We start from the raw sequence: 18,896 nt of genomic DNA on the forward strand, positions 1-18,896 counted from the left end.
CACCGACGGTTTCGACGTGAACCTTCGCGGTCCGCTCGTCGAGGTCGGCGAGCCGCGCGACGTCGAAACGAAGTACGGCGAGCGCTCGCTGGCGGAGGTGACGCTCCGCCCCGAGCGCGGGACCGGAGAGCCAGTCACCGTCACCCTCTGGGGGAAGTGGACCCACGCCGCCGAACACGCCGAGCCGGGCATGGACATCCTCGTCACCGACGCCGAGGAGTCGGAGTACCGCGGCGAGACGACGTACTCGACGGGCTCCGAGTCGTTCGTCGTCGTCGAACCCGACTTCCTCGTCGACGTGACCGACATCCGCTCGTGGGTGCAGTGCTCGCGGATGTACTACCTGAACAAGCTCTCGGGCATCCCGCTGAACTACCCGGTGGTGAAGGGGACCATCGTCCACGACGTGTTCGGCGACCTCCTCCGCGGCCGCGACCTCGACTCGTCCATCGACGAGCGCATCGACGAGCGCGGCCTCGAACTCGGCCTGCTCGGCCGCGAGGTAGACGAAGTCGCGGACGAGGTGCGCCGCAACGCCGCCGCCATCGAGGGGTGGCTCTCGCAGGGCGTCCTCACCGACGAAGACGAGTGGCGCTCGGAGTACACCCTCATCTCACCGACGTTCGGCATCAAAGGCCGCGCCGACGCCCTCCGCCGGGGGTCGCCCGTCGAACTCAAGACCGGCAAGAACCTCAACCGCGACCCGCGGTTTCAGGACAAGATTCAGGCCGCCTCCTACGCGCTCATCCTCGACGAGCGGGGCGTCCCGGTCGACACGGGGACGCTCCTCTACACGAAGAACACGACGCTCGACCGCACCGAGGAGTCCGGCGACCTCTCGCCGGCGAAGGACTTCTCCATCGGCCGCGGCCTGCTCGAATTCGTCGTCCGCACCCGCAACGAAATCGCGGCGATGGAACACGACGCGTCGGTGCCGACCGGCTACGAGGTGAACTCGAAGTGCGAGTACTGCTTCGAGAAAGACACCTGCATGGTCGTCTCCGGCAGGCTCGACCAGGAGTCGAAAGCCGGCGCAGTCGGGAAACCGGTGCCCGAAGACGAACGCGACTACTTCGACCGGTTCTACCGCGCCGTCGAGGAGGAGCGCCGGTCGGTCCACAACGAGTACCGCAAACTCTGGGACCAGAGCGCCGAGGAGCGCGCGGACGACGACCGGGCGCTCATCGGCCTCGAACCCCTCGGCCAGACCGAGCGCGCCGACGGCACGTGGGAACTCCGGGCGAAGCAGACCGACGACGCGGTGTCGAAGCTCCGCGCCGGCGACGTGGCGCTCGCCAGCGACGGCCACCCCGTCGAGGGGCACGCCGAACTCGCGCGCATCGTCGAACTCGGCGACGAAATCGTCGTCACGACCGACGAACCCGTGCCGCTCCGCCGCCTCGACGTGTACCCGTCCGAACTCACCGTCGACCGCCTGCTCACCGCCCTCCACGACGCGGTGCTCAAGGGCTCGCCCGACCGCAAGGACGTGCTGTTCGGCCGCCGCGACCCCGACGTTTCGGACCGCTCTGCGGGCCGCACGTTCATCGACAACAACGACGCCCAGGACGACGCGGTGCGCCTCGCGGTCGACGCCGACGACCTCGCGCTCATCCACGGGCCGCCGGGGACGGGCAAGACCTACACCATCGCCCGGACCATCCGCGCGCTCGTCGAAGACGGCAACCGCGTCCTGCTGTCGGCCTTCACGAACCGCGCGGTCGACAACGCGCTCGAAGCCCTGCGCGACCAAGGATTCGAAGACATCGTCCGCGTCGGAACCGAATCGGGCGTCCGAGAGGACATGCAGGACGTGCGCCTCTCGCGGAGCGGCGACCCGAACGCGCTCGCCGCCGCCCTCCGCGACGCGCCGGTCGTCGCCGCGACCACCGCCTCCTGCGGGTCGCGCGTGATGCGCGAGCAGTCGTTCGACGCCGCGCTCGTCGACGAGGCGTCGCAGATAACCGAACCGGGGACGCTCGCCGCGGTCAACCTCGCGGACCGGTTCGTCCTCGTCGGCGACCACAAACAGCTTCCGCCGGTCGTCCGCGCCGAAAACGACCTCCAGACATCGCTCTTCCAGCGACTCATCGAGACGTACCCCGACGCCTCGGTCATGCTCGACCGCCAGTACCGCATGTCCCAGCGGATTCAGGCCTTTGCCTCGAAGGAGTTCTACGACGGCGCGCTCCGCCCGGCGACGGGCGCGGTCGCCGCCCAGCACCTCCGCGACCTCGGCGTCGACACCGCGGACCTCCCCGCCGAACTCGCGGACCAAGTCGCCTTCGTCGACCCGGGCGGCCGGCGCGTCGGCAACACCAACCCCACGGAGGCCGACCGCGTGGCCGAGGTCGTCTCCGCCTACGAGGCCGCCGGCGTCGATATCGACGACATCGGCGTCATCGCTCCGTTCCGGGCGCAGGTCGCGGAAATCTCCCGCCGAACCGACGCCACCGTCGACACGGTCGACCGATTCCAGGGCTCCTCGAAGGAGGTCATCGTCGTCTCGTTCGTCGCCACCGGCGAGTTGGACGGCCCGCTGTTCGAGGACCACCGCCGCATCAACGTCGCGCTGACGCGGGCGAAGAAGGCGCTGTGTCTCGTCGGCGACGCCGACGCGCTCGCATCCGACCCGTTCTACGACCGGATGCTCGCGTGGGCGCGGCGGTAGGCGTCTCCGCGGCGCACCGACCGTCGAACCGCTATCCTATCAGTTGTCAGTTCACGTCGATGCCGAGGTCCGCTTCGTCGTCACCGATTTCGGCCTTGACGCGCTCGTGGAACTCCCGGAGCGCCGCGCTCTCGTCTTCGGCGAGGACCACGTCGCTCGCGGTCAGCGTGGCGAGGCCGAACGCCCGCGGCGTCGGCGACGAGACCTGCTGGCCGACCACGTCCACGTCGCCCGCCCGAATCGCCGCTATCGCGTCCTCGATGGCGGCGAGGTTCAGTTTGTCTTCGAGAATCTCGCGGTAGGTCTCCTCCATCACGGCGAACTCGTCGAGGTCCTGCGCGAACGACAGCAGCATCTCGGAGGAGACCTGCTGTTGGGCGGCGGACTTCTCGTAGCCCTTGTAGCGCTTGAGAATCATGAGCGAGCGCGTCGCGTTGATGCGGAAGTAGCGCTTCAGGAGGTCGGTCCCGTCGAGGGCGGCCCGCAGGTCGGCTTCGACTGCCTCGGGGTCGAGGTCGCGGAGGACGCCCGCGAGGTCGACTTTGCGGTTGAGCGGCATCGACAGCGAGAAGCCGTTGTCGGCGACGGCGACCTGCACGTTCGCGTTCGTCCGGCGGGCGGCGTGGTACGCGAGGAGCCGCGAGAGGCCGTCGTTGAACCGCCGGCCGTAGGTGCAGTGGACGTAGAACTGTCGGCGGTAGGCCTCGCGGTCGAGTTCGGTCTCCACGACGAGCCTGTCGGGCGTCGCCACGCTCTCGGGGCCGGCGTATCTGACCTGCTCGTCGAACATCCGGGTGACGGCGCGGACGCTGTTCTCGTCGAGCGGGAACTCCCGGAGCCACGACCTGACGGCGGGCGCGCCGCCGGCGTCGAGTCGGTCGACGAGGTCGGCCTGAAACGCCGCGAGTTCGCGGCCGAGGTCGTACGAAAGCGGCAGGCGCTCGGAGAACCACGAGGGGACCGTCGGGCGCTGTGAGGTGCGGTCCACGTACACCTTCGACCCGCGGCGGTAGCGGTAGGCGAAGTGGTCGCCGCCGAGGACGAACACGTCGCCTTTCTCCAGCGTGTCGAGGTAGCCCTCGTCGAGCGTGCCGACCCACTGGTCGGCCCCGCGGACCAGCACGTCGCAGGTGAAGGAGTTGGGAATCGTGCCGATGTTGGTCATGTAGATGACGCGGGCCATCCGGCCGCGTTTGCCGATGAGGGGTTCGCCCACGGGATACTCCTCGTAGTGGTGTTCGCCGTCCGGCGGGTCGTTGGTGTCCCGCCAGATTTTCGCGTAGACGTTCTTGTCTTCGAGGCCGTCGTAGTCGGCGGTGAGATAGCGGAACAGGCGCTCGAAGTCGTCGTCCGAGAAGTTCCGGTACGGGTAGGCCCGCCGGAGCGTCTCGCGGAGTTCCGACTCGGGGCGAATCGCGTTGATTGCCATCCCGTACACCTGCTGGGCGGCCACGTCGAAGGCGTTCTCGGGGATGAACACCCGGTCGACGAACCCTGACTCGGCCTTCGAGAGCATCACCGCGCACTCGACGAGTTCGTCTCTGTCGAGAGCGATGACGCGGCCCTCGACCGTCTGGCCGAGCTGGTGCCCCGCGCGGCCGACCCGCTGGAGGAGCGCGGCGACCGACTTGGGCGAGCCGACCTGCACCACGAGGTCGATGTGGGGCATGTCGATGCCGAGTTCGAGGCTCGTGGAGGTGGTGACGACGCGTAACTCGCCCGCCTTCAGCTTCGATTCTATCTCCTGTCTGCGATCTTTCGAGAGGCTCCCGTGGTGACAGCCGGAGTTCGACTCGTCGATGTCGTCGAACCCTTCGCGGAGGTTGTGGAGGACGCGCTCCGCGCCCGACCGCGTGTTGGTGAACACGAGCGTGTTCGTGTGCGAGGCGACGAGGTCGTGCAGGCGGTCGTAAAACCGGCTCTGGACCTCGCTTCGGGGCGTCCGAATCAGGTCGTCTGTCGGACACTCCAGTCGCACGTCGAAGTCGCGGACGAACCGCGTGTCCACGAGTTCGTAGTCGCGGGGCTCGCCGTCCTCGCGGCCGACGAGGAACTCCGCGACCGTGTCGAGCGGTTCGACGGTGGCCGAACAGCCGATGCGTGTCGGCGACGACGTGGCGAGGTCCTCCAGTCGCTCCAGCGACACCGACAGGTGGGTGCCGCGTTTGTTCTCCGCGAGGCTGTGAATCTCGTCGACGACGACGTACTCGACGGTTCGGAGCTTCTCTTTGAACTTCGGTGAGTTGAGCAGAATCGCCAGCGTCTCGGGCGTCGTGTTGAGGATGTGCGGCGTCTCCGAGAGCATCTTCTGGCGGTCCGCCGAGGAGGTGTCGCCGTGCCGGATGGCGTGTCTGATGTCCACGGTCTCGCCGCGGTCGGCGGCGATGTCGGCGATGCCCGACAGCGGCTCGGTCAGGTTCCGGTGGATGTCGTTGGCGAGCGACTTCAGCGGCGAGACGTAGAGGCAGTACACCGAGTTGTCGAGGCCGTCGGGGGATTCGCGCTCCCGGCGGAACAGCTCGTTGATGATGGCCGTGAAGGAGGCGAGTGTCTTGCCCGACCCCGTCGGCGCGCAGATGAGGGCGTTGTCGCCGTCGTGGATGCGCGGGATGGCCCCACGCTGTGGCGGGGTGAAAAAGCCGCCGTTGCCGGGGACGAACTCCCCGAACCGGTCGACCCACCACTCCTGCACGGCGGGCTCCAACAGGTCGAGCACGTCCTCGTCGGCGACCGACACCGACTCGGGGTCGAACTCGTAGTCGCCGCCTCTCGACGCGAGAAGCGAGCGGCCGCGCCGGGTCATTACCTCGGGGTTAGCCTGCGCGGGTATGAGGGTTGTGCCTGTCCCCGCGGTGGTCGGACCCGCCGCCGGGAACGAGGATTGACTCGTTTATGCGAGCACAAGGACTAACGCCGCCGCCGTGGTAGCTCTGCGCATGCGAGTCACGTTCCTCGGAACCGGTAGTGCGATGCCAGTCACCGGCCGCGCCCAGACCGGGCTCCTCCTCGAATCGGACGGTAACGCCCTCCTCGTGGACTGCGGGTCGGGCGTCCTCGCCCGACTGGCCGAGACGGAAGTCGGCTACGAGGGCGTCTCGTCGGTCCTCCTCACGCACCACCACCTCGACCACGTCTCGGACCTCATGGCGCTCGTGAAAGCCCGGTGGCTCGCCGGCGCTGACAGCCTCGAAATCGTCGGCCCGGAGGGGACCGAGAAACTCGTCGAGGGGCTGTTCGACGTCCACGACTACCTCCGAGGCCGCCTCGACATCCAGATTCGGGAGGTCGGCCCGACCGAGTTCGGCATCGCCGGCTTCGACGTGATGGGGTTCGAAGTCCGCCACTCGATGCCGACGCTCGCCTACCGCTTCAGCAACGAGCGCGGCGAGGCCGACTTCGTCTTCTCGGGGGACACCGAGGCGTTCTCCGCCCTCGGCGACTTCGCCGACGGCGCGAGCGTCCTCGCGCACGACTGCTCGTTCCCGGACGACGTGGACGTGTCGAACCACCCGACGCCGTCGCAGGTGGGCGAGGCGCTCGCCGGGCGGGACATCGACTCGGTCTACCTGACGCATCTCTACCCGCACGCCGACCGCGTCACCGACGACCTCCGGGCGAGCGTGAGCGAACAGTTCGACGGCGAGGTCCGGGTCGCAGAAGACGGGCTGGTCGTCGAACTCTGAGTCTGAGTCTGAGTCTGACTCCGAGTCTGAATCCGATCCCGACTCCTCTCACTCTCCGCGGATGACGGTTCCCGGCGACTCGCCGGCGACGAACGCCGACAGTCCCTCGGGGCCGAAGACGTGCGCCGGCGCGCCGAGCGCGAGCAGTTTTCGCACCTTCGCGGCCATCCCGCCGGTCACGTCGGTTGAGTCCGACCCGCCGAGCGCGTCGGCCGCGTCCGCGAACGCCGTAATCTCGGGAATCACGTCGCCGTCGGCGTCGAGCACGCCGGGGACGGTCGAACAGAGGCCGACGCGGTCCGCGCCGAGGCCGGACGCGAGCGACACCACGAGGTCGTCGCCGCTGACGATGGTCGCGCCCTTGCCCGCGTGCGCGATGACATCTCCGTGGAGGACCGGGACGAAGCCCTCGTCGAGCATCGTCTCGGTCGCCGCGAGCGGAAGCGACAGCGAGCCGTCGGCCTCGCGCGCGCCGGCCGAAAGCGGGTGGACCGGCAGGGCCGCGACGCCGCGCTCTTCGAGGGCGTCGAGGACGGCGTCGTTGAGGCACTTCATCGCGTCGTGGATGGCGCGCACGCCGCGGGCGTCGTGGCTCCCGGACTCCGAGGAGACGCCGTGTTCGGCGGCGTGGTGGTGGCCGAAGCTCCCGCCGCCGTGGACGACGACGACGCGGCCCGATTCAGCGAGGGTCGCAACCGCGTCCGCGGCGGCCGCCAGTCCCGCCTCGTCGACCGTCTCCGGTTCGTCCTTGTCGGTGACGACGCTCCCGCCGAGTTTGAGGACGACGAGGCTCACGACGAGTCCGCCCCCGTCTCCGTCCCGTTCCCGTCGTCGGGGTCGCGCTCGCGCTCGCCCTCGCCCTCGGCGTCCGCATCCGCGTCCGGCGGCACCTCGACTCTGACGCCCTCGGTGGCGAGTTCGGCGCGGAAGGCGTCCTCGCAACCGGGGGTGAACCGGAGCGCGGTCTGCGTCTCGGGCGTCGGGTCCAAGGAGACGATACAGCCGCCGCCGCCCGCGCCGGTCAGTTTCGCGCCGTACGCGCCGGCCTCGCGGGCGGCCCACACCATCGAATCGAGCGAGCGCGAGGAGACGCCGAGGGCTTCCAAGAGGCCGTGATTGAAGTCCATGAAGCGGCCGAGTTCGGAGAGGAGTTCTTCGGGCGGGTCGTCGGCGTCGGGGTCCGCCTCGGCCAGCAGTTCCTCGCCCCGGCGGACGATGTCACCGACGGTCGAGACGGTGTCGGCGGCGAAGTCGTACTCCTCGCGGAGCGCGCGGACGCCGGAGACGAGCGCGCCGGTGTCGCCCGCGCCGCCGTCGAAGCCGATGACGAACGGGAGGGGCGGCGCGTCGATGGTCCGGCAGTCGTCGCCCTCGACGCGGACGGCCCCGCCCATCGCGGAGCAGAAGGTGTCGGCGCGGGAGGCCTGTCCGTCTTGGACCTCGTGTTCGGCCTGGTAGGCGCGTTCCGCGAGTTCGCGCGGTTCGAGTTCGACGCCGAGTTCGCGGGTCGCGGCGTCGATGCCGGCGACGACGACCGCCGCGGAGGAGCCGAGGCCGGCCCCCAGCGGGATGTCGCTTTCGACGGTGATGTCGAAGCCGGCGTCGGGCGCGTCGGCGGCGGCGCGGGCCTGGTCGACCGCGGCGTCGATGTAGCCCATCGCGGCCTCCACGAGCGGTGCCGGAACGTCCACGTCGGGCCGGTCGCCGGTCGAGCCGCGGTACTCGACGGTGAAGCCGTTGAGACTCAGGTCCTCGGCGCGGACGCGGACGTGGTCGTCGTCGCGGGCGGAGACGGTGACGGTCGCCCGGCGCTCGACCGCGCAGGGGACCGCCGGCTCGCCGTAGACGACTGCGTGCTCCCCGAACAGATACACCTTGCCGGGAGCGCTCGAAACGGTCATACCCCGGAGTTGCTACGGGATTCGCTTAAGGGTATCCGACTGCGGTCGAACCCGGCCGCGGGCGTCGAGGGGAGCAGTCGGTGGAAACGGTCGGGAGAACCGGTCAGTGGAAACGCTCGGTGGAAACGGCCGCGGAAAAACGGTGTTCGGGATGCCGGCTCAGGCGTCGACTTCGACTTCGTCGCGCTCCTCGTCGTCGGCGTCGTCGAGGTCGGCCAGTTCGTCGAGGTCGTCGTCGCCGCGGATGTAGCGGACCGCCGCCGCGATGCCGACGAGCAGAACCAGCCCGACGAGAAGCCCCAGTCCGGGGCGGCCGCCCGACTCGGCGTCGTCGGCCTCGTCGAACTCGTCGCTTTCGTCGGCGTCGAACTCGGCGTCGTAGTCGTCGCGCGATTCGTCGTCGGCGTCGGTGAGGGCGTCGACGCCCTTGGAGAGGAGCGGCGCGCTGTTGGTCGGACTGAACTCGAAGCCGTCGTGCAGGTGAACCTCGAAGAGGGTGAAGTCGGCCATACTCGTCAGTACGTTCACAAGATGGATATGCCTTGTGGCGACGGACTGATAGGGCCGTCTCGGGCCGCCGCGGGACGCTGCGAGCCACGACGCTCTGCTCGGCTTCCGGTGTGGTGTGCTGGAGTCGCTGTGTTCTTGTTTCGCCGCCCCCGAACGTCCCGTATGGACGACGACCGACGCGCCTTCCTCGAAGACCTGCTCACCACACCCAGTCCGTCCGGCTACGAGGTCGCCGGCCAGCGCGTGTGGGTGGACTACGTCTCGCAGTTCGCCGACGACGTGACGGTCGACGACTACGGCAACGCCGTCGCGGTCCACGAGGGCACCGGCGAAGGCCCCGAAATCGCCTTCACCGGCCACGCGGACCAGATCGGCTACATCGTCCGCGACATCGACGACGACGGCTTCGTCCGCATCGGCCCCATCGGCGGCGCGGACCGCACCGTCTCGAAGGGCCAGCACGTGACGGTCCACGGCGACGACGGCGACGTGGCGGGCGTCATCGGTCAGACCGCCATCCACCTCCGCGACGTGGGCAGCGAGGAGTACGACGACCTCGAAGAGCAGTTCGTCGACATCGGCGCGACGAGCAAGGGCGACGCGAAGGACCACGTCGAAGTGGGCGACCCCGTGACGGTCGAAGCGCGGGTCCGCGACCTCGCGGGCGACCGCGTCGCGGCCAACGGGATGGACAACCGCGTGGGCACGTGGTCGGCCGCCGAGGGACTGCGCGCCGCCGTCGAGGCCGACGTGGATGCGACGGTGTACGCCGTCAGCACCGTCCAGGAGGAAGTCGGCGTGCAGGGCGCGAAGATGGTCGGCTACGACCTCGACCCCGACGCGATGGTCGCCGTCGACGTGACCCACGCCACGGACAACCCCGACGTGCCCGGCAAGCGCAAAGGGCCGGTCGAACTCGGTGAGGGACCGGTCGTCTCCCGCGGGAGCGCGAACCACCCGAACGTCGTCGCGCTCGCCCGCGACGCGGCCGGAGAGGCCGACATCGGCGTGCAGTTGCAGGCCGCCGGCATCCGCACGGGCACCGACGCGGACGCCTTCTACACGAGTCGCTCCGGCATCCCCTCGCTCAACGTCGGCATCCCGAACCGCTACATGCACACGCCCGTGGAGGTCGTCTCCACGAGCGACCTCGACGACGTGGCCGAACTCCTCGGGTCGATGGCCGCGCTCGCGGGCGACGTGGAGTCGTTCGGCGTCGAACTGTGAGCGTCCCCGTCGACCCGTCGGCTGGCGGGCGGTGACTCCGCCATCTGTGCGTAGTTGTCGCACACGCCTCCGGCCGAAAGAAAACCGTTAAAAGTCGCCACACGGTGTTTCCACGTATGGCTGGAACTATCGAAGTACTCGTTCCCGGCGGGAAGGCGAACCCCGGTCCGCCGCTCGGCCCGGAACTCGGCCCGACCCCCGTCGACGTGCAGGACGTCGTCAACGACATCAACGACCAGACGGCTGCCTTCGACGGCATGGAAGTCCCCGTCACCGTCGAGTACGACGACGACGGCTCGTTCAGCATCGAAGTCGGCGTCCCGCCGACGGCGGCGCTCATCAAGGACGAAGTCGGATTCGACACCGGCAGCGGCGAACCCCAGGAGAACTTCGTCGCCGACATGTCCATCGAACAGCTGAAGAAGGTCGCAGAGCAGAAGTCCTCTGACCTGCTCTCGTACGACCTCAAGAACGCCTCGAAGGAAGTCGCCGGGACGTGTGCGTCCCTCGGCGTCACCATCGAGGGCGAAGACGCCCGCACGTTCAAACAGCGCATCGACGGCGGCGACTTCGACGACTACTTCGACGACGAGTAATCGTCTCGGAACCGTCTCGGCGGTTCGAACCGCCCTTTCCGTCGGGCCGAGTCGACTCGGCCCGCTTTCTTCTCTCCACCGACCCGATTCGACCCGGAGCGGCCCGACCGTCGACGACCTCACATCGCTCGCGTGCTCGCCAGCCCGCATGTGTGGCTGTGGCACGCGAAACCCCCGAATTCGAGGGTTTCGGCTCCCGTAGTTCGACGGACTTAAGTTGAGCCTACTCGTCCTGCCGGACGAGGCAGGCAGTAGCCTGTTTCACTGACCCGTAGGAGCAATCCTGCGTACTACGGAGGTGAATAATGGCAGACACAATAGTTGACGCAGTCTCTCGCGCTCTCGACGAGGCACCCGGGCGGAACTTCCGCGAAACGGTTGACCTCGCCGTGAACTTGCGAGACTTAGATCTTAACGACCCGTCGAAGCGTGTCGACGAGAGCATCGTGCTCCCGTCTGGCACCGGCCAGGACACCCAGATTGTGGTGTTCGCGACCGGTGAAACCGCGCTCCGCGCAGAGGATGCCGCCGACGAAGTTCTCGGGCCCGATGAGCTCGAAGACTTCGGCGACGACACCGATGCGGCGAAAGACCTTGCCGACGAGACCGACTTCTTCGTTGCCGAGGCTGGACTGATGCAGGACATCGGTCGCTACCTCGGTACCGTGCTCGGTCCCCGTGGTAAGATGCCGACCCCGCTTCAGCCCGACGACGACGTCGTCGAGACGGTGAACCGGATGAAGAACACGGTGCAGCTCCGCTCGCGTGACCGTCGGACGTTCCACACGCGCGTCGGCGCAGACGACATGACGCCCGACGAAATCGCGGAGAACATCGACGTCATCGTCCGTCGTCTCGAAGCGACGCTCGAAAAGGGCCCGCTCAACATCGATTCCGTCTACGTGAAGACGACGATGGGGCCGTCCGTGGAGGTGCCCGCATGAGCGAATCCGAGGTTCGGCAGACCGAGGTCATCCCGCAGTGGAAGCGTGAAGAGGTCGACGAGCTCGTCGACTTCATCGAATCCTACGAATCCGTCGGCGTCGTCGGCGTCGCGGGCATTCCGAGCCGCCAGCTTCAGTCCATGCGCCGCGAGCTTCACGGCTCGGCCGCCGTGCGCATGAGCCGGAACACGCTCGTGAACCGCGCGCTCGACGAAGTCAACGACGGCTTCGAGGAGCTCAAGGAGTACATCGCCGGGCAGGTCGCCCTCATCGGCACGAACGACAACCCGTTCGCCCTGTTCAAGGAGCTCGAGGCGTCGAAGACGCCCGCGCCCATCAACGCCGGTGAAGTCGCCCCGAACGACATCGTCATCCCCGAGGGTGACACCGGTGTCGACCCGGGTCCGTTCGTCGGCGAACTCCAGCAGGTCGGGGCGTCCGCCCGCATCATGGACGGCTCGATCAAGGTGACGGAAGACTCCAACGTCCTCTCCGAGGGCGAGGAAGTCTCCGAGGAACTCGCGAACGTCCTGGCGGAACTCGGCATCGAGCCCAAGGAGGTCGGTCTCGACCTCCGCGGCGTCTTCTCCGAAGGCGTCCTGTTCGAGCCCGACGAACTCGCCATCGACGTGGACGAGTACCGCGCCGACATCCAGTCGGCCGTCTCCGCCGCGACGAACCTCTCTGTCAACGCGGTCTACCCGACCGCCCAGACCGCGCCGACGCTCATCGCCAAGGCGACGAGCGAGGCCAAGGCCGTCGGTCTGTTCGCCAACATCGAGAGCCCGGACTTCATGCCCGAGCTCATCTCGAAGGCGGACGCCCAGCTTCGGGCGCTCGCGGCGAACATCGACGACGAAGAGGCGCTTCCCGAGGAACTCCGCGGCGTGTCCGCGGCTGACACGGGTGCCGCCGAGGAAGAAGAATCGACTGACGAAGAAGCAGCGGACGCCGACGAGGCAGACGCCGCCGAAGACGACGACGCCGCCGACGACGACGGCGACGACGAAGACGCTGGCGACGCCCTCGGCTCCCTGTTCTAACAACACACAAGGTACACAACAATGGAATACGTCTACGCTGCGCTCATCCTGAACGAGTCGGACGAAGAGGTCAACGAAGAGAACATCACCGCGGTCCTCGAGGCCGCCGGTGTCGATGTCGAAGAATCCCGTGTCAAGGCGCTCGTCGCCGCGCTCGAGGACGTCGACATCGAAGAGGCCATCGAGACGGCCGCCGCTGCCCCCGCGCCCGCTGCGGGCGGTTCCGCCGGTGGCGAGGTCGAGGCCGCTGACGACGACGACGAGGAAGACGCCGAAGAAGAGGCCGCTGACGAAGGCGGCGACGACGATGGCGACGACGACGAAGAAGCCGACGGCGAGGGCCTCGGCGCGCTCTTCGGCTAAACTCTCGCGAGACCCCGCCGCACCCGCGGCGACGCTCGCTTCGAAACTCCGATTTCTTTCGATGGAACCCGCAAGCGGCGGCTCCGTCCGTCTCCCGACTCGGATACTGACCGCGCCGGCAGCGCCAGCATCGCCGTCGGCGTCGGTGGCGACGAGGGCGCGCTGCGGCGCGTAGCTTCATACCCGAAGCCGCGGCCACTCCGCCTCGATGCTCCTCATCGGCGGCGCGGCCGTCACCCACCTCGGCCGAGTGGCGACGCTCGCGTCGTCCGCCGCGGCCGACCCGACGACCGCGGCCCTCCTCGGCGTGGTCGCCGGCGTCTGCCTCGGAACCTGCTCGGGGTTGGTCCCCGGTCTCCACGCCAACGCCTTTGCCCTACTTCTCGCCGGAGTCGCCTCGGAGTTCCCCGGTCCACCGGTCGCAGTCGCGGCGGCCGTCCTCGCCGCGTCGACCGTCCACACGTTCCTCGACGTGGTGCCGGCGTTGACGCTCGGCGTGCCCGACGCCGCGCTCGCGCCGGGCGCGTTGCCGGCGCACGAACTCGTCCTCGGCGGGCGCGGGCGGGAGGCGCTTCGGCTGTCGGCGCTCGGCAGCGGTGCGGCGCTCTGTCTGGCGGTGCCGGTCGCGGTGCCGCTCACGGAGGTGCTGGTCGAGGGCTACCCCGTCGTCCGCGACCACCTGTGGCTGGTTCTGGTCGGCGTCGCCGCCGCGCTCGTCTGGACCGAACCGAGCCGGCGGGCGAAGCTGGCGGCCTGCGTGACCATCGCCGCCTCGACGGGACTCGGACTCGCAGTCCTCGACCGGCCGTTCGGGGGGCCGCTCCCCGTCGGCGGCGTGTTGGCCCCGCTTTTGGCCGGGCTGTTCGGCGTCCCGGTCCTCTTGGCGGCGCGGCGGGGCTCCGGCGTGCCGCCGCAGGGTGACGCCGCGCTCGCAACGTCGCCGGGGTCGGTCGCGCGGAGCGTCGCCGCTGGGACCGGCGGCGGGGCGTTCGTCGGCTATCTGCCCGGCGTCTCCGCGGGGGTCGCCGGCACGCTCGCGTTGGCCGTTCTCCCCGGCCGCGACCCCGACGAGTCGACGCGGGCCTACGTCACCGCGACCAGCGCCGCCACGACGGCGACGACGGTGTTCGCGCTGTTCGCGCTCGCCGGCTTGGGAACGCCCAGAACGGGCGCGCTCGTCGCGCTCACCGAAGCGGAACTCTCGACGGGACTCGGTCTCGCAGTGCCGGTGACGGTGGTCTCGGGGCTCTGCGGGGCGGGGTTGGTGCCGGTCGTCGGTGACCGGGCGCTCGCGGTCGTCGGACGGCTCGACCAGCGCCGACTCGTCGCCGCCGTCTGCGCCCTGCTCGTCGCGCTCTCGTGGGCGTTCGCGGGGGGCGGCGGCGTCGCCGTCCTCGTCGTCGCCGCGGTCGTCGGGCACCTCCCCGTCCGGTTCGGCTGTCGGCGCGTCCACCTGATGTGCGTCCTCATGGGACCGTTGGCGCTCGGGTGAGCCGTGTCCACGCGGGCCACGGATTTCCCCCGCAGGAACCCGGAAAGACAACGGTTAAAAGTCGCGCGCCGGTTTATGAGCGTATGAGCGAGTCCGAACAGCGACACGCGCACCAGTGTGTGTCCTGTGGCATCAACATCGCCGGCATGAGCGCGGCGACGTTCAAGTGCCCCGACTGCGGCCAGGAGATTTCGCGTTGCTCCAAGTGCCGCAAGCAGAGCAACCTCTACGAGTGTCCCGACTGCGGCTTCATGGGTCCATAATCATGGGAAAAGTAGCTGCTAAAATCAAGGTCATGCCGAACAGCCCCGAACTCGACCTCGACAGCCTCGAGGACGCGCTCGAAGACTCCCTGCCCGAGGGTGCGAAAATCAAGGGCTTCGAACGCGACGACGTCGCGTTCGGACTCGTCGCCCTCCTGCCGACCGTCATCGTCCCCGACGACGCCGGCGGCACCGAGGCCGTCGAGGAAGCGTTCATCGAAGTCGAAGGCGTCGAGAGCGTCTCCGTCGAGAACGTCGGCCGTATCTGAACGGACGACCGACCTTTTTCGCAGGCAAGTCCCGGAGCGACCGCGTCGCCCGTCGTCAGCGGCGCTCCATGAAGTAGACGCCGAGGACGACGCCGAACGTGAGCCCGAGCATCACGCCGATGGGTAGCGAGTTGCCGATGACGCCCGCGACGCCGCCGAGGAGGAACCCGAGAGACAGCCCGATACCGAACTGCTCGGCGCTGTGGCTCGACCCCTCGTGGTCGTCGGAATCGACCGTCACGCTGTCGGTCGGTTCGGCGTAGCTCTGTCGCTGTGCGGACTCCGCGCTCAGGGAGACTGACTCCTGGGACATACCTCACTATTCATCGTGCTATTCAATAACCCTTACTCGCGTTCCCAATCTACGGCAACGACTGGTCGACCACTGGTGCGTGAGGGTGCGCGAGGGCGGGCGCGTGCGGACGAGTCGCGGGGTCCGAGCCTCAGAACGCCGCGTCGAACGCCCGCTGGAGGTCGGCCTTCATGTCGTCGATGTGCTCGATGCCGACCGAGACGCGGATGAGGCCGTCGGTGAGGCCCGCTTCGAGGCGCTCCTCGCGGGGGATGGCCGCGTGGGTCATCGCCGCGGGCTGTTCGATGAGGCTCTCGACGCCGCCGAGGCTCTCGGCGAGCGTGAACACCTCGGTCTCCTCGACGACGGTCGAGGCCTGTTCGAGCGAGCCGTCGAGTTCGAACGAGAGCATCCCGCCGAAGTCGTCCATCTGCTCGGCCGCGAGATCGTGTTGCGGGTGGGAGTCCAGTCCGGGGTAGAACACCTCGGAGACCGCCTCGTGGTCGTCGAGCCACGCGGCGAGGTCGCGGGCGTTGTCGCAGTGGCGGTCCATCCGAACCGGGAGCGTCTTCGTCCCGCGGAGGACGAGGAAGCAGTCGAACGGCGAGGGCGTCGCGCCGACGGAGTTCTGGTAGAAGCCGAGTTCCTCGTCGAGTTCCTCGTCGTCGGTGACGAGCGCGCCGCCGACGACGTCGGAGTGGCCGCCGAGGTACTTCGTCAGCGAGTGCGAGACGATGTCCGCGCCGTGGTCGAGCGGGCGCTGGAGGTACGGCGTGGCGAAGGTGTTGTCGACGGCGCAGAGCGCGTCGACCTCGTGGGCGATGTCGGCGAGCGCGCCGATGTCGTTGACGCGCATGAGGGGATTCGTCGGCGTCTCGACCCACACGAGTTCGGTCTCCTCGCTGACGGCGTCGCGGACGGCGTCGTGGTCGGTGGTGTCGACGAAGTCGAATTCGAGGTCGTACTTCTCGTACACCTGCGTGAAGATGCGGTGGGTGCCGCCGTAGACGTCGTTGCCGGCGACGACGTGGTCGCCCGCTTCGAGGAGGTTGAGCACGGTGTTTATCGAGCCCATCCCCGAGGCGAAGGCGCGGCCGTACGAGCCGTGTTCGAGCGCCGCGAGGTTCGATTCCAGGTCGGTTCGCGTCGGGTTCCCGGTGCGGGAGTACTCGTAGCTGCGGTGGTCGCCCGGCCCGTCTTGGGCGTACGTCGAGTTCGCGTAGATGGGCGTCATGAGCGCCCCCGTCTCCTCGTCGGGCTCCTGTCCCGCGTGGATGGCGCGCGTCTCGATGCGCCGCTCGTCTTCGGACATACGAGAAGCGCCGCGCCGACTCGGGTTAAGTCCGTCCCTCCCGCGCGACCACGCGGGAGACACACACGCGCGGTTCGTAACGTGCAATTTATAATGGCGACGCAAGTATTCGTTCTCACGACTATGCCGAGCTCCAACGGTCCGATGAAGGGGACGCGAGGAAAGCTCTCGAACAAGCCGCGCGAGCGCGGCACTTCGCCGCCGCAGCGCGCCATCGCGGAATTCGAGGAGGGCCAGAAGGTCCACCTCAACCTCGACCCGAGCGTTCGCGAGGGTCGCTTCCACCCGCGCTTCAACGGTCTCACCGGTGAAGTCACCGGGAAGCAGGGCCGCGCGTTCAAGGTCCAGATCAACGACGGCGGCAAAGAGAAGACGGTCATCGTCCGTCCCGCTCACCTGCGCGCCCAGCAGTAAGCGATGACCATCTTCAAAGAAAAGCTCGACGAGGAGTATCTGACGACCTCCGAGGTCAAGGAACTGCTCGCCGAGGTTGAGGCGGAACGCGCCGCCGACGAAGAGCGCGAGATGCGCTACGAACTGGCCCGTGCGATAGAACACGTCAACCGGTTCGCCCACCTCGACCCCGAGGAATCTCGCGAACTCGTCGAGGAGCTCGCCGAGCTCGAGAAGGTCGACGGTCCGACCGCCATCAAAATCGCGGACCTCCTCCCGCAGTCGCGCGACGAACTCCGCGCGGTGTTCGCCCAGCAGCGCTACGCGCTCTCGGGCGACGAACTCGACGAAATCCTCAACGTCGTCGCGAAGTACGTCTGACCGCGTGACAGCGCGGCCAACTATTTAAATATCGGCTCGCCGTAACTACTGGTATGACACGTACGGAGAGCGGTGACGCCGACGCCACGACCGAGTACGTCGTCGTACTCGACGTACTCCGCCACGGGCGTCAGGGAGACGACCGACGGCGCTTCGACGCGGCACCCATCGCGTACGCGCTCGGAGAGTCCGACTTCCGTCTCCTCGAGCTGACCCTCGTCGAAGACGCCGACGTGAGCATCGGCGACCGACTGGTCGTCTCCCCGGTCGCCGACCGCGAGCTGATTCAGTCCGTCGAAGAACTCTCGTACGGCGACCTCTCGAACACGGCGACGGCCGAAGTCGACTACGTCGTCGAGGACATCGTCGAGGCCGACGAACGGCGGTTCGTCGACTTCTACAACGACGCACAGCCCATCACGCTGCGGCTCCACCAGCTCAACTTGCTGCCCGGCATCGGTAAGAAGCTCCGCGACAAGATTCTCGAATCGCGGAAGCGACAGGGACCGTTCGAGTCGTTCGAGGACCTCGAAGCACGCGTCTCGGGGCTCCACCGCCCGAAGGAGGTCATCGTCGAGCGCATCCTCGACGAACTCCGCGACAACGACGTGAAGTACAAGACGTTCGTCGGACGCGACGGACAGTAGCGGAACGGGACTTTTACCCGCTCCCGCACGATACCTCTCCCAATGACGAGCGACGGCAGCGAACAGGTCCGCGAGGTCGCCGCGCGCGACCCGGACGCCCTCATCCGGCGGGCGGGCGCTCGCGGGAACCCGGACCACGACCAGCACTTCCTCGTCGACGACCGCGTCGTCGACCGCATCCCGACGTATCTCCCCGAGGAGGCGGACCGCTCGCACGTCCTCGAAATCGGCGGCGGGCCGGGCGTCCTCACGGACCGACTGCTCGGCGTGGCCGACCGCGTGACCGTCGTCGAACAGGACCGGACGTTCGCCGCGCACCTGCGCCGCGAGTTCGCTGACGAGGTCGAATCGGACCGGCTCACCGTCGTCGAGGGCGACGCGCTCGACGTCGACCTCCCCGAGTTCACCGCGTGCGTCTCGAACCTCCCGTACGGCATCTCCTCGGAGATTTCGTTCCGCCTGCTCCCCCGAGGCAAGCCGCTCGTGCTGATGTTCCAAAAGGAGTTCGGCGAGCGGATGGCCGCCGAGGCGGGCACCTCGGAGTACGGCCGCCTCTCGGTGAGCACCCAACACTACGGCGAAGTCGAACTCTGCGAGCACGTCCCCCGCGAGGCGTTCGACCCCAAGCCCGCGGTCCAGAGCGTCGTCGTCCGCATCACGCCGCGCGAGCCGGAGTACGAGGTCGACGACGAGGCGTTCTTCCTCGACTTCGTGAAGGCGCTGTTTACCCAGCGGCGAAAGACCATCAGAAACGGCATCCGCAACACGGCGCACATCTCCGGACTGTCGGACCCCGAAGCGGTCGTCGAGGCCGCCGACGAGGACGTGCTCCGAAAACGCGCCGGCAACATGGCACCCGCCGAGTTCGCCGAACTCGCGCAACTCGCCGCGTCGGTCGGCCGCTAATCC

Annotated in this window: 20 protein-coding genes; 14 read left to right on the top strand and 6 right to left on the bottom strand. The window is 68.4% G+C overall.

What is annotated here, in order from left to right:
- Positions 1 to 16: 16 nt before the first annotated feature.
- Positions 17 to 2,671 (top strand): AAA domain-containing protein, encoded by a 2,655-nt coding sequence (locus DVK03_RS09290; protein ID WP_115802793.1) that lies wholly within the window; start codon positions 17 to 19, stop codon positions 2,669 to 2,671.
- Positions 2,672 to 2,717: 46 nt separating this feature from the next.
- Here DVK03_RS09290 and DVK03_RS09295 read toward each other — a convergent pair whose 3' ends face one another.
- A complete protein-coding gene (locus tag DVK03_RS09295; RefSeq protein ID WP_115802794.1) occupies positions 2,718 to 5,474 on the bottom strand; it encodes an ATP-dependent helicase in 2,757 nt (918 codons plus the stop codon).
- A 133-nt stretch (positions 5,475 to 5,607) separates the two neighbouring features.
- Here DVK03_RS09295 and DVK03_RS09300 point away from each other — a divergent pair, with 133 nt between their 5' ends.
- The gene (locus DVK03_RS09300; protein WP_115802795.1) at positions 5,608 to 6,354 is read left to right on the top strand and encodes an MBL fold metallo-hydrolase; all 747 of its coding nucleotides are present in this window, start codon (positions 5,608 to 5,610) and stop codon (positions 6,352 to 6,354) included.
- 48 nt (positions 6,355 to 6,402) lie between these two features.
- Here the strand turns inward: DVK03_RS09300 and DVK03_RS09305 are convergent, their stop codons facing one another.
- From DVK03_RS09305 to DVK03_RS09315, 3 genes are all read right to left on the bottom strand, one after another.
- On the bottom strand, positions 6,403 to 7,149 hold the full coding sequence (locus DVK03_RS09305) for an isopentenyl phosphate kinase (protein ID WP_115802796.1): 747 nt from the start codon (positions 7,147 to 7,149) through the stop codon (positions 6,403 to 6,405).
- On the bottom strand, positions 7,146 to 8,255 hold the full coding sequence (gene mvk / locus DVK03_RS09310) for a mevalonate kinase (RefSeq protein ID WP_115802797.1): 1,110 nt from the start codon (positions 8,253 to 8,255) through the stop codon (positions 7,146 to 7,148). The genes DVK03_RS09305 and mvk overlap by 4 nt, the downstream gene beginning before the upstream one ends.
- 159 nt (positions 8,256 to 8,414) lie before the next feature.
- Complete coding sequence (locus DVK03_RS09315; protein WP_115802798.1) at positions 8,415 to 8,765, bottom strand: hypothetical protein; 351 nt, start codon at positions 8,763 to 8,765, stop codon at positions 8,415 to 8,417.
- A gap of 162 nt (positions 8,766 to 8,927) precedes the next feature.
- Here DVK03_RS09315 and DVK03_RS09320 point away from each other — a divergent pair, with 162 nt between their 5' ends.
- The 8 genes from DVK03_RS09320 (at position 8,928) to DVK03_RS09355 (ending at position 14,962) form a co-directional block, all read left to right on the top strand.
- Complete coding sequence (locus DVK03_RS09320) at positions 8,928 to 9,992, top strand: M42 family peptidase (protein WP_115802799.1); 1,065 nt, start codon at positions 8,928 to 8,930, stop codon at positions 9,990 to 9,992.
- Between the two features lie 116 nt (positions 9,993 to 10,108).
- The gene (locus tag DVK03_RS09325; RefSeq protein ID WP_004043005.1) at positions 10,109 to 10,588 is read left to right on the top strand and encodes a 50S ribosomal protein L11; all 480 of its coding nucleotides are present in this window, start codon (positions 10,109 to 10,111) and stop codon (positions 10,586 to 10,588) included.
- Positions 10,589 to 10,893: 305 nt separating this feature from the next.
- Entirely contained in the window at positions 10,894 to 11,532 is a 639-nt protein-coding gene (locus tag DVK03_RS09330) for a 50S ribosomal protein L1 (RefSeq protein WP_004043003.1), read from the top strand.
- Complete coding sequence (locus DVK03_RS09335) at positions 11,529 to 12,575, top strand: 50S ribosomal protein L10 (protein ID WP_115802800.1); 1,047 nt, start codon at positions 11,529 to 11,531, stop codon at positions 12,573 to 12,575. Before DVK03_RS09330 ends, DVK03_RS09335 begins: the two co-directional genes overlap by 4 nt.
- A 21-nt stretch (positions 12,576 to 12,596) precedes the next feature.
- Positions 12,597 to 12,938: a 50S ribosomal protein P1 gene (gene rpl12p / locus DVK03_RS09340; RefSeq protein WP_004043001.1), complete on the top strand. Its 342-nt coding sequence runs from the start codon at positions 12,597 to 12,599 to the stop codon at positions 12,936 to 12,938.
- Between the two features lie 208 nt (positions 12,939 to 13,146).
- On the top strand, positions 13,147 to 14,430 hold the full coding sequence (locus DVK03_RS09345) for a tripartite tricarboxylate transporter permease (protein ID WP_115802801.1): 1,284 nt from the start codon (positions 13,147 to 13,149) through the stop codon (positions 14,428 to 14,430).
- An 83-nt stretch (positions 14,431 to 14,513) separates the two neighbouring features.
- Positions 14,514 to 14,693 carry an HVO_2753 family zinc finger protein gene (locus tag DVK03_RS09350; RefSeq protein ID WP_004042997.1) on the top strand — a complete coding sequence of 60 codons (180 nt, stop codon included), beginning with the start codon at positions 14,514 to 14,516 and terminating at the stop codon, positions 14,691 to 14,693.
- Between the two features lie 2 nt (positions 14,694 to 14,695).
- Entirely contained in the window at positions 14,696 to 14,962 is a 267-nt protein-coding gene (locus DVK03_RS09355; RefSeq protein WP_004042995.1) for an elongation factor 1-beta, read from the top strand.
- A 55-nt stretch (positions 14,963 to 15,017) separates the two neighbouring features.
- On the opposite strand, the gene DVK03_RS09360 is transcribed toward DVK03_RS09355, so the two are convergent.
- Both DVK03_RS09360 and DVK03_RS09365 read right to left on the bottom strand, forming a co-directional pair.
- Positions 15,018 to 15,275 carry a hypothetical protein gene (locus DVK03_RS09360; RefSeq protein ID WP_004042994.1) on the bottom strand — a complete coding sequence of 86 codons (258 nt, stop codon included), beginning with the start codon at positions 15,273 to 15,275 and terminating at the stop codon, positions 15,018 to 15,020.
- Positions 15,276 to 15,405: 130 nt separating this feature from the next.
- Positions 15,406 to 16,566, bottom strand: a complete 1,161-nt coding sequence (locus DVK03_RS09365) for a cystathionine gamma-synthase (protein WP_115802802.1) — start codon at positions 16,564 to 16,566, stop codon at positions 15,406 to 15,408.
- A 123-nt stretch (positions 16,567 to 16,689) separates the two neighbouring features.
- On the opposite strand from DVK03_RS09365, the gene DVK03_RS09370 reads away from it, so the two are divergent.
- The 4 genes from DVK03_RS09370 to DVK03_RS09385 are packed head-to-tail and all read left to right on the top strand — an operon-like array spanning position 16,690 to position 18,893.
- Entirely contained in the window at positions 16,690 to 16,980 is a 291-nt protein-coding gene (locus tag DVK03_RS09370) for a 50S ribosomal protein L21e (RefSeq protein ID WP_004042991.1), read from the top strand.
- A gap of 3 nt (positions 16,981 to 16,983) precedes the next feature.
- On the top strand, positions 16,984 to 17,340 hold the full coding sequence (locus DVK03_RS09375; protein ID WP_004042989.1) for an RNA polymerase Rpb4 family protein: 357 nt from the start codon (positions 16,984 to 16,986) through the stop codon (positions 17,338 to 17,340).
- A 53-nt stretch (positions 17,341 to 17,393) separates the two neighbouring features.
- Positions 17,394 to 17,987, top strand: coding sequence for a DUF655 domain-containing protein (locus DVK03_RS09380; RefSeq protein WP_004061364.1), 594 nt, complete (start codon positions 17,394 to 17,396; stop codon positions 17,985 to 17,987).
- 42 nt (positions 17,988 to 18,029) lie between these two features.
- Positions 18,030 to 18,893, top strand: a complete 864-nt coding sequence (locus DVK03_RS09385; protein WP_004042983.1) for a 16S ribosomal RNA methyltransferase A — start codon at positions 18,030 to 18,032, stop codon at positions 18,891 to 18,893.
- Positions 18,894 to 18,896 lie beyond the last annotated feature (3 nt).

It is taken from the genome of Haloferax sp. Atlit-109R (genome assembly GCF_003665865.1).
Lineage (GTDB): Archaea > Halobacteriota > Halobacteria > Halobacteriales > Haloferacaceae > Haloferax > Haloferax volcanii.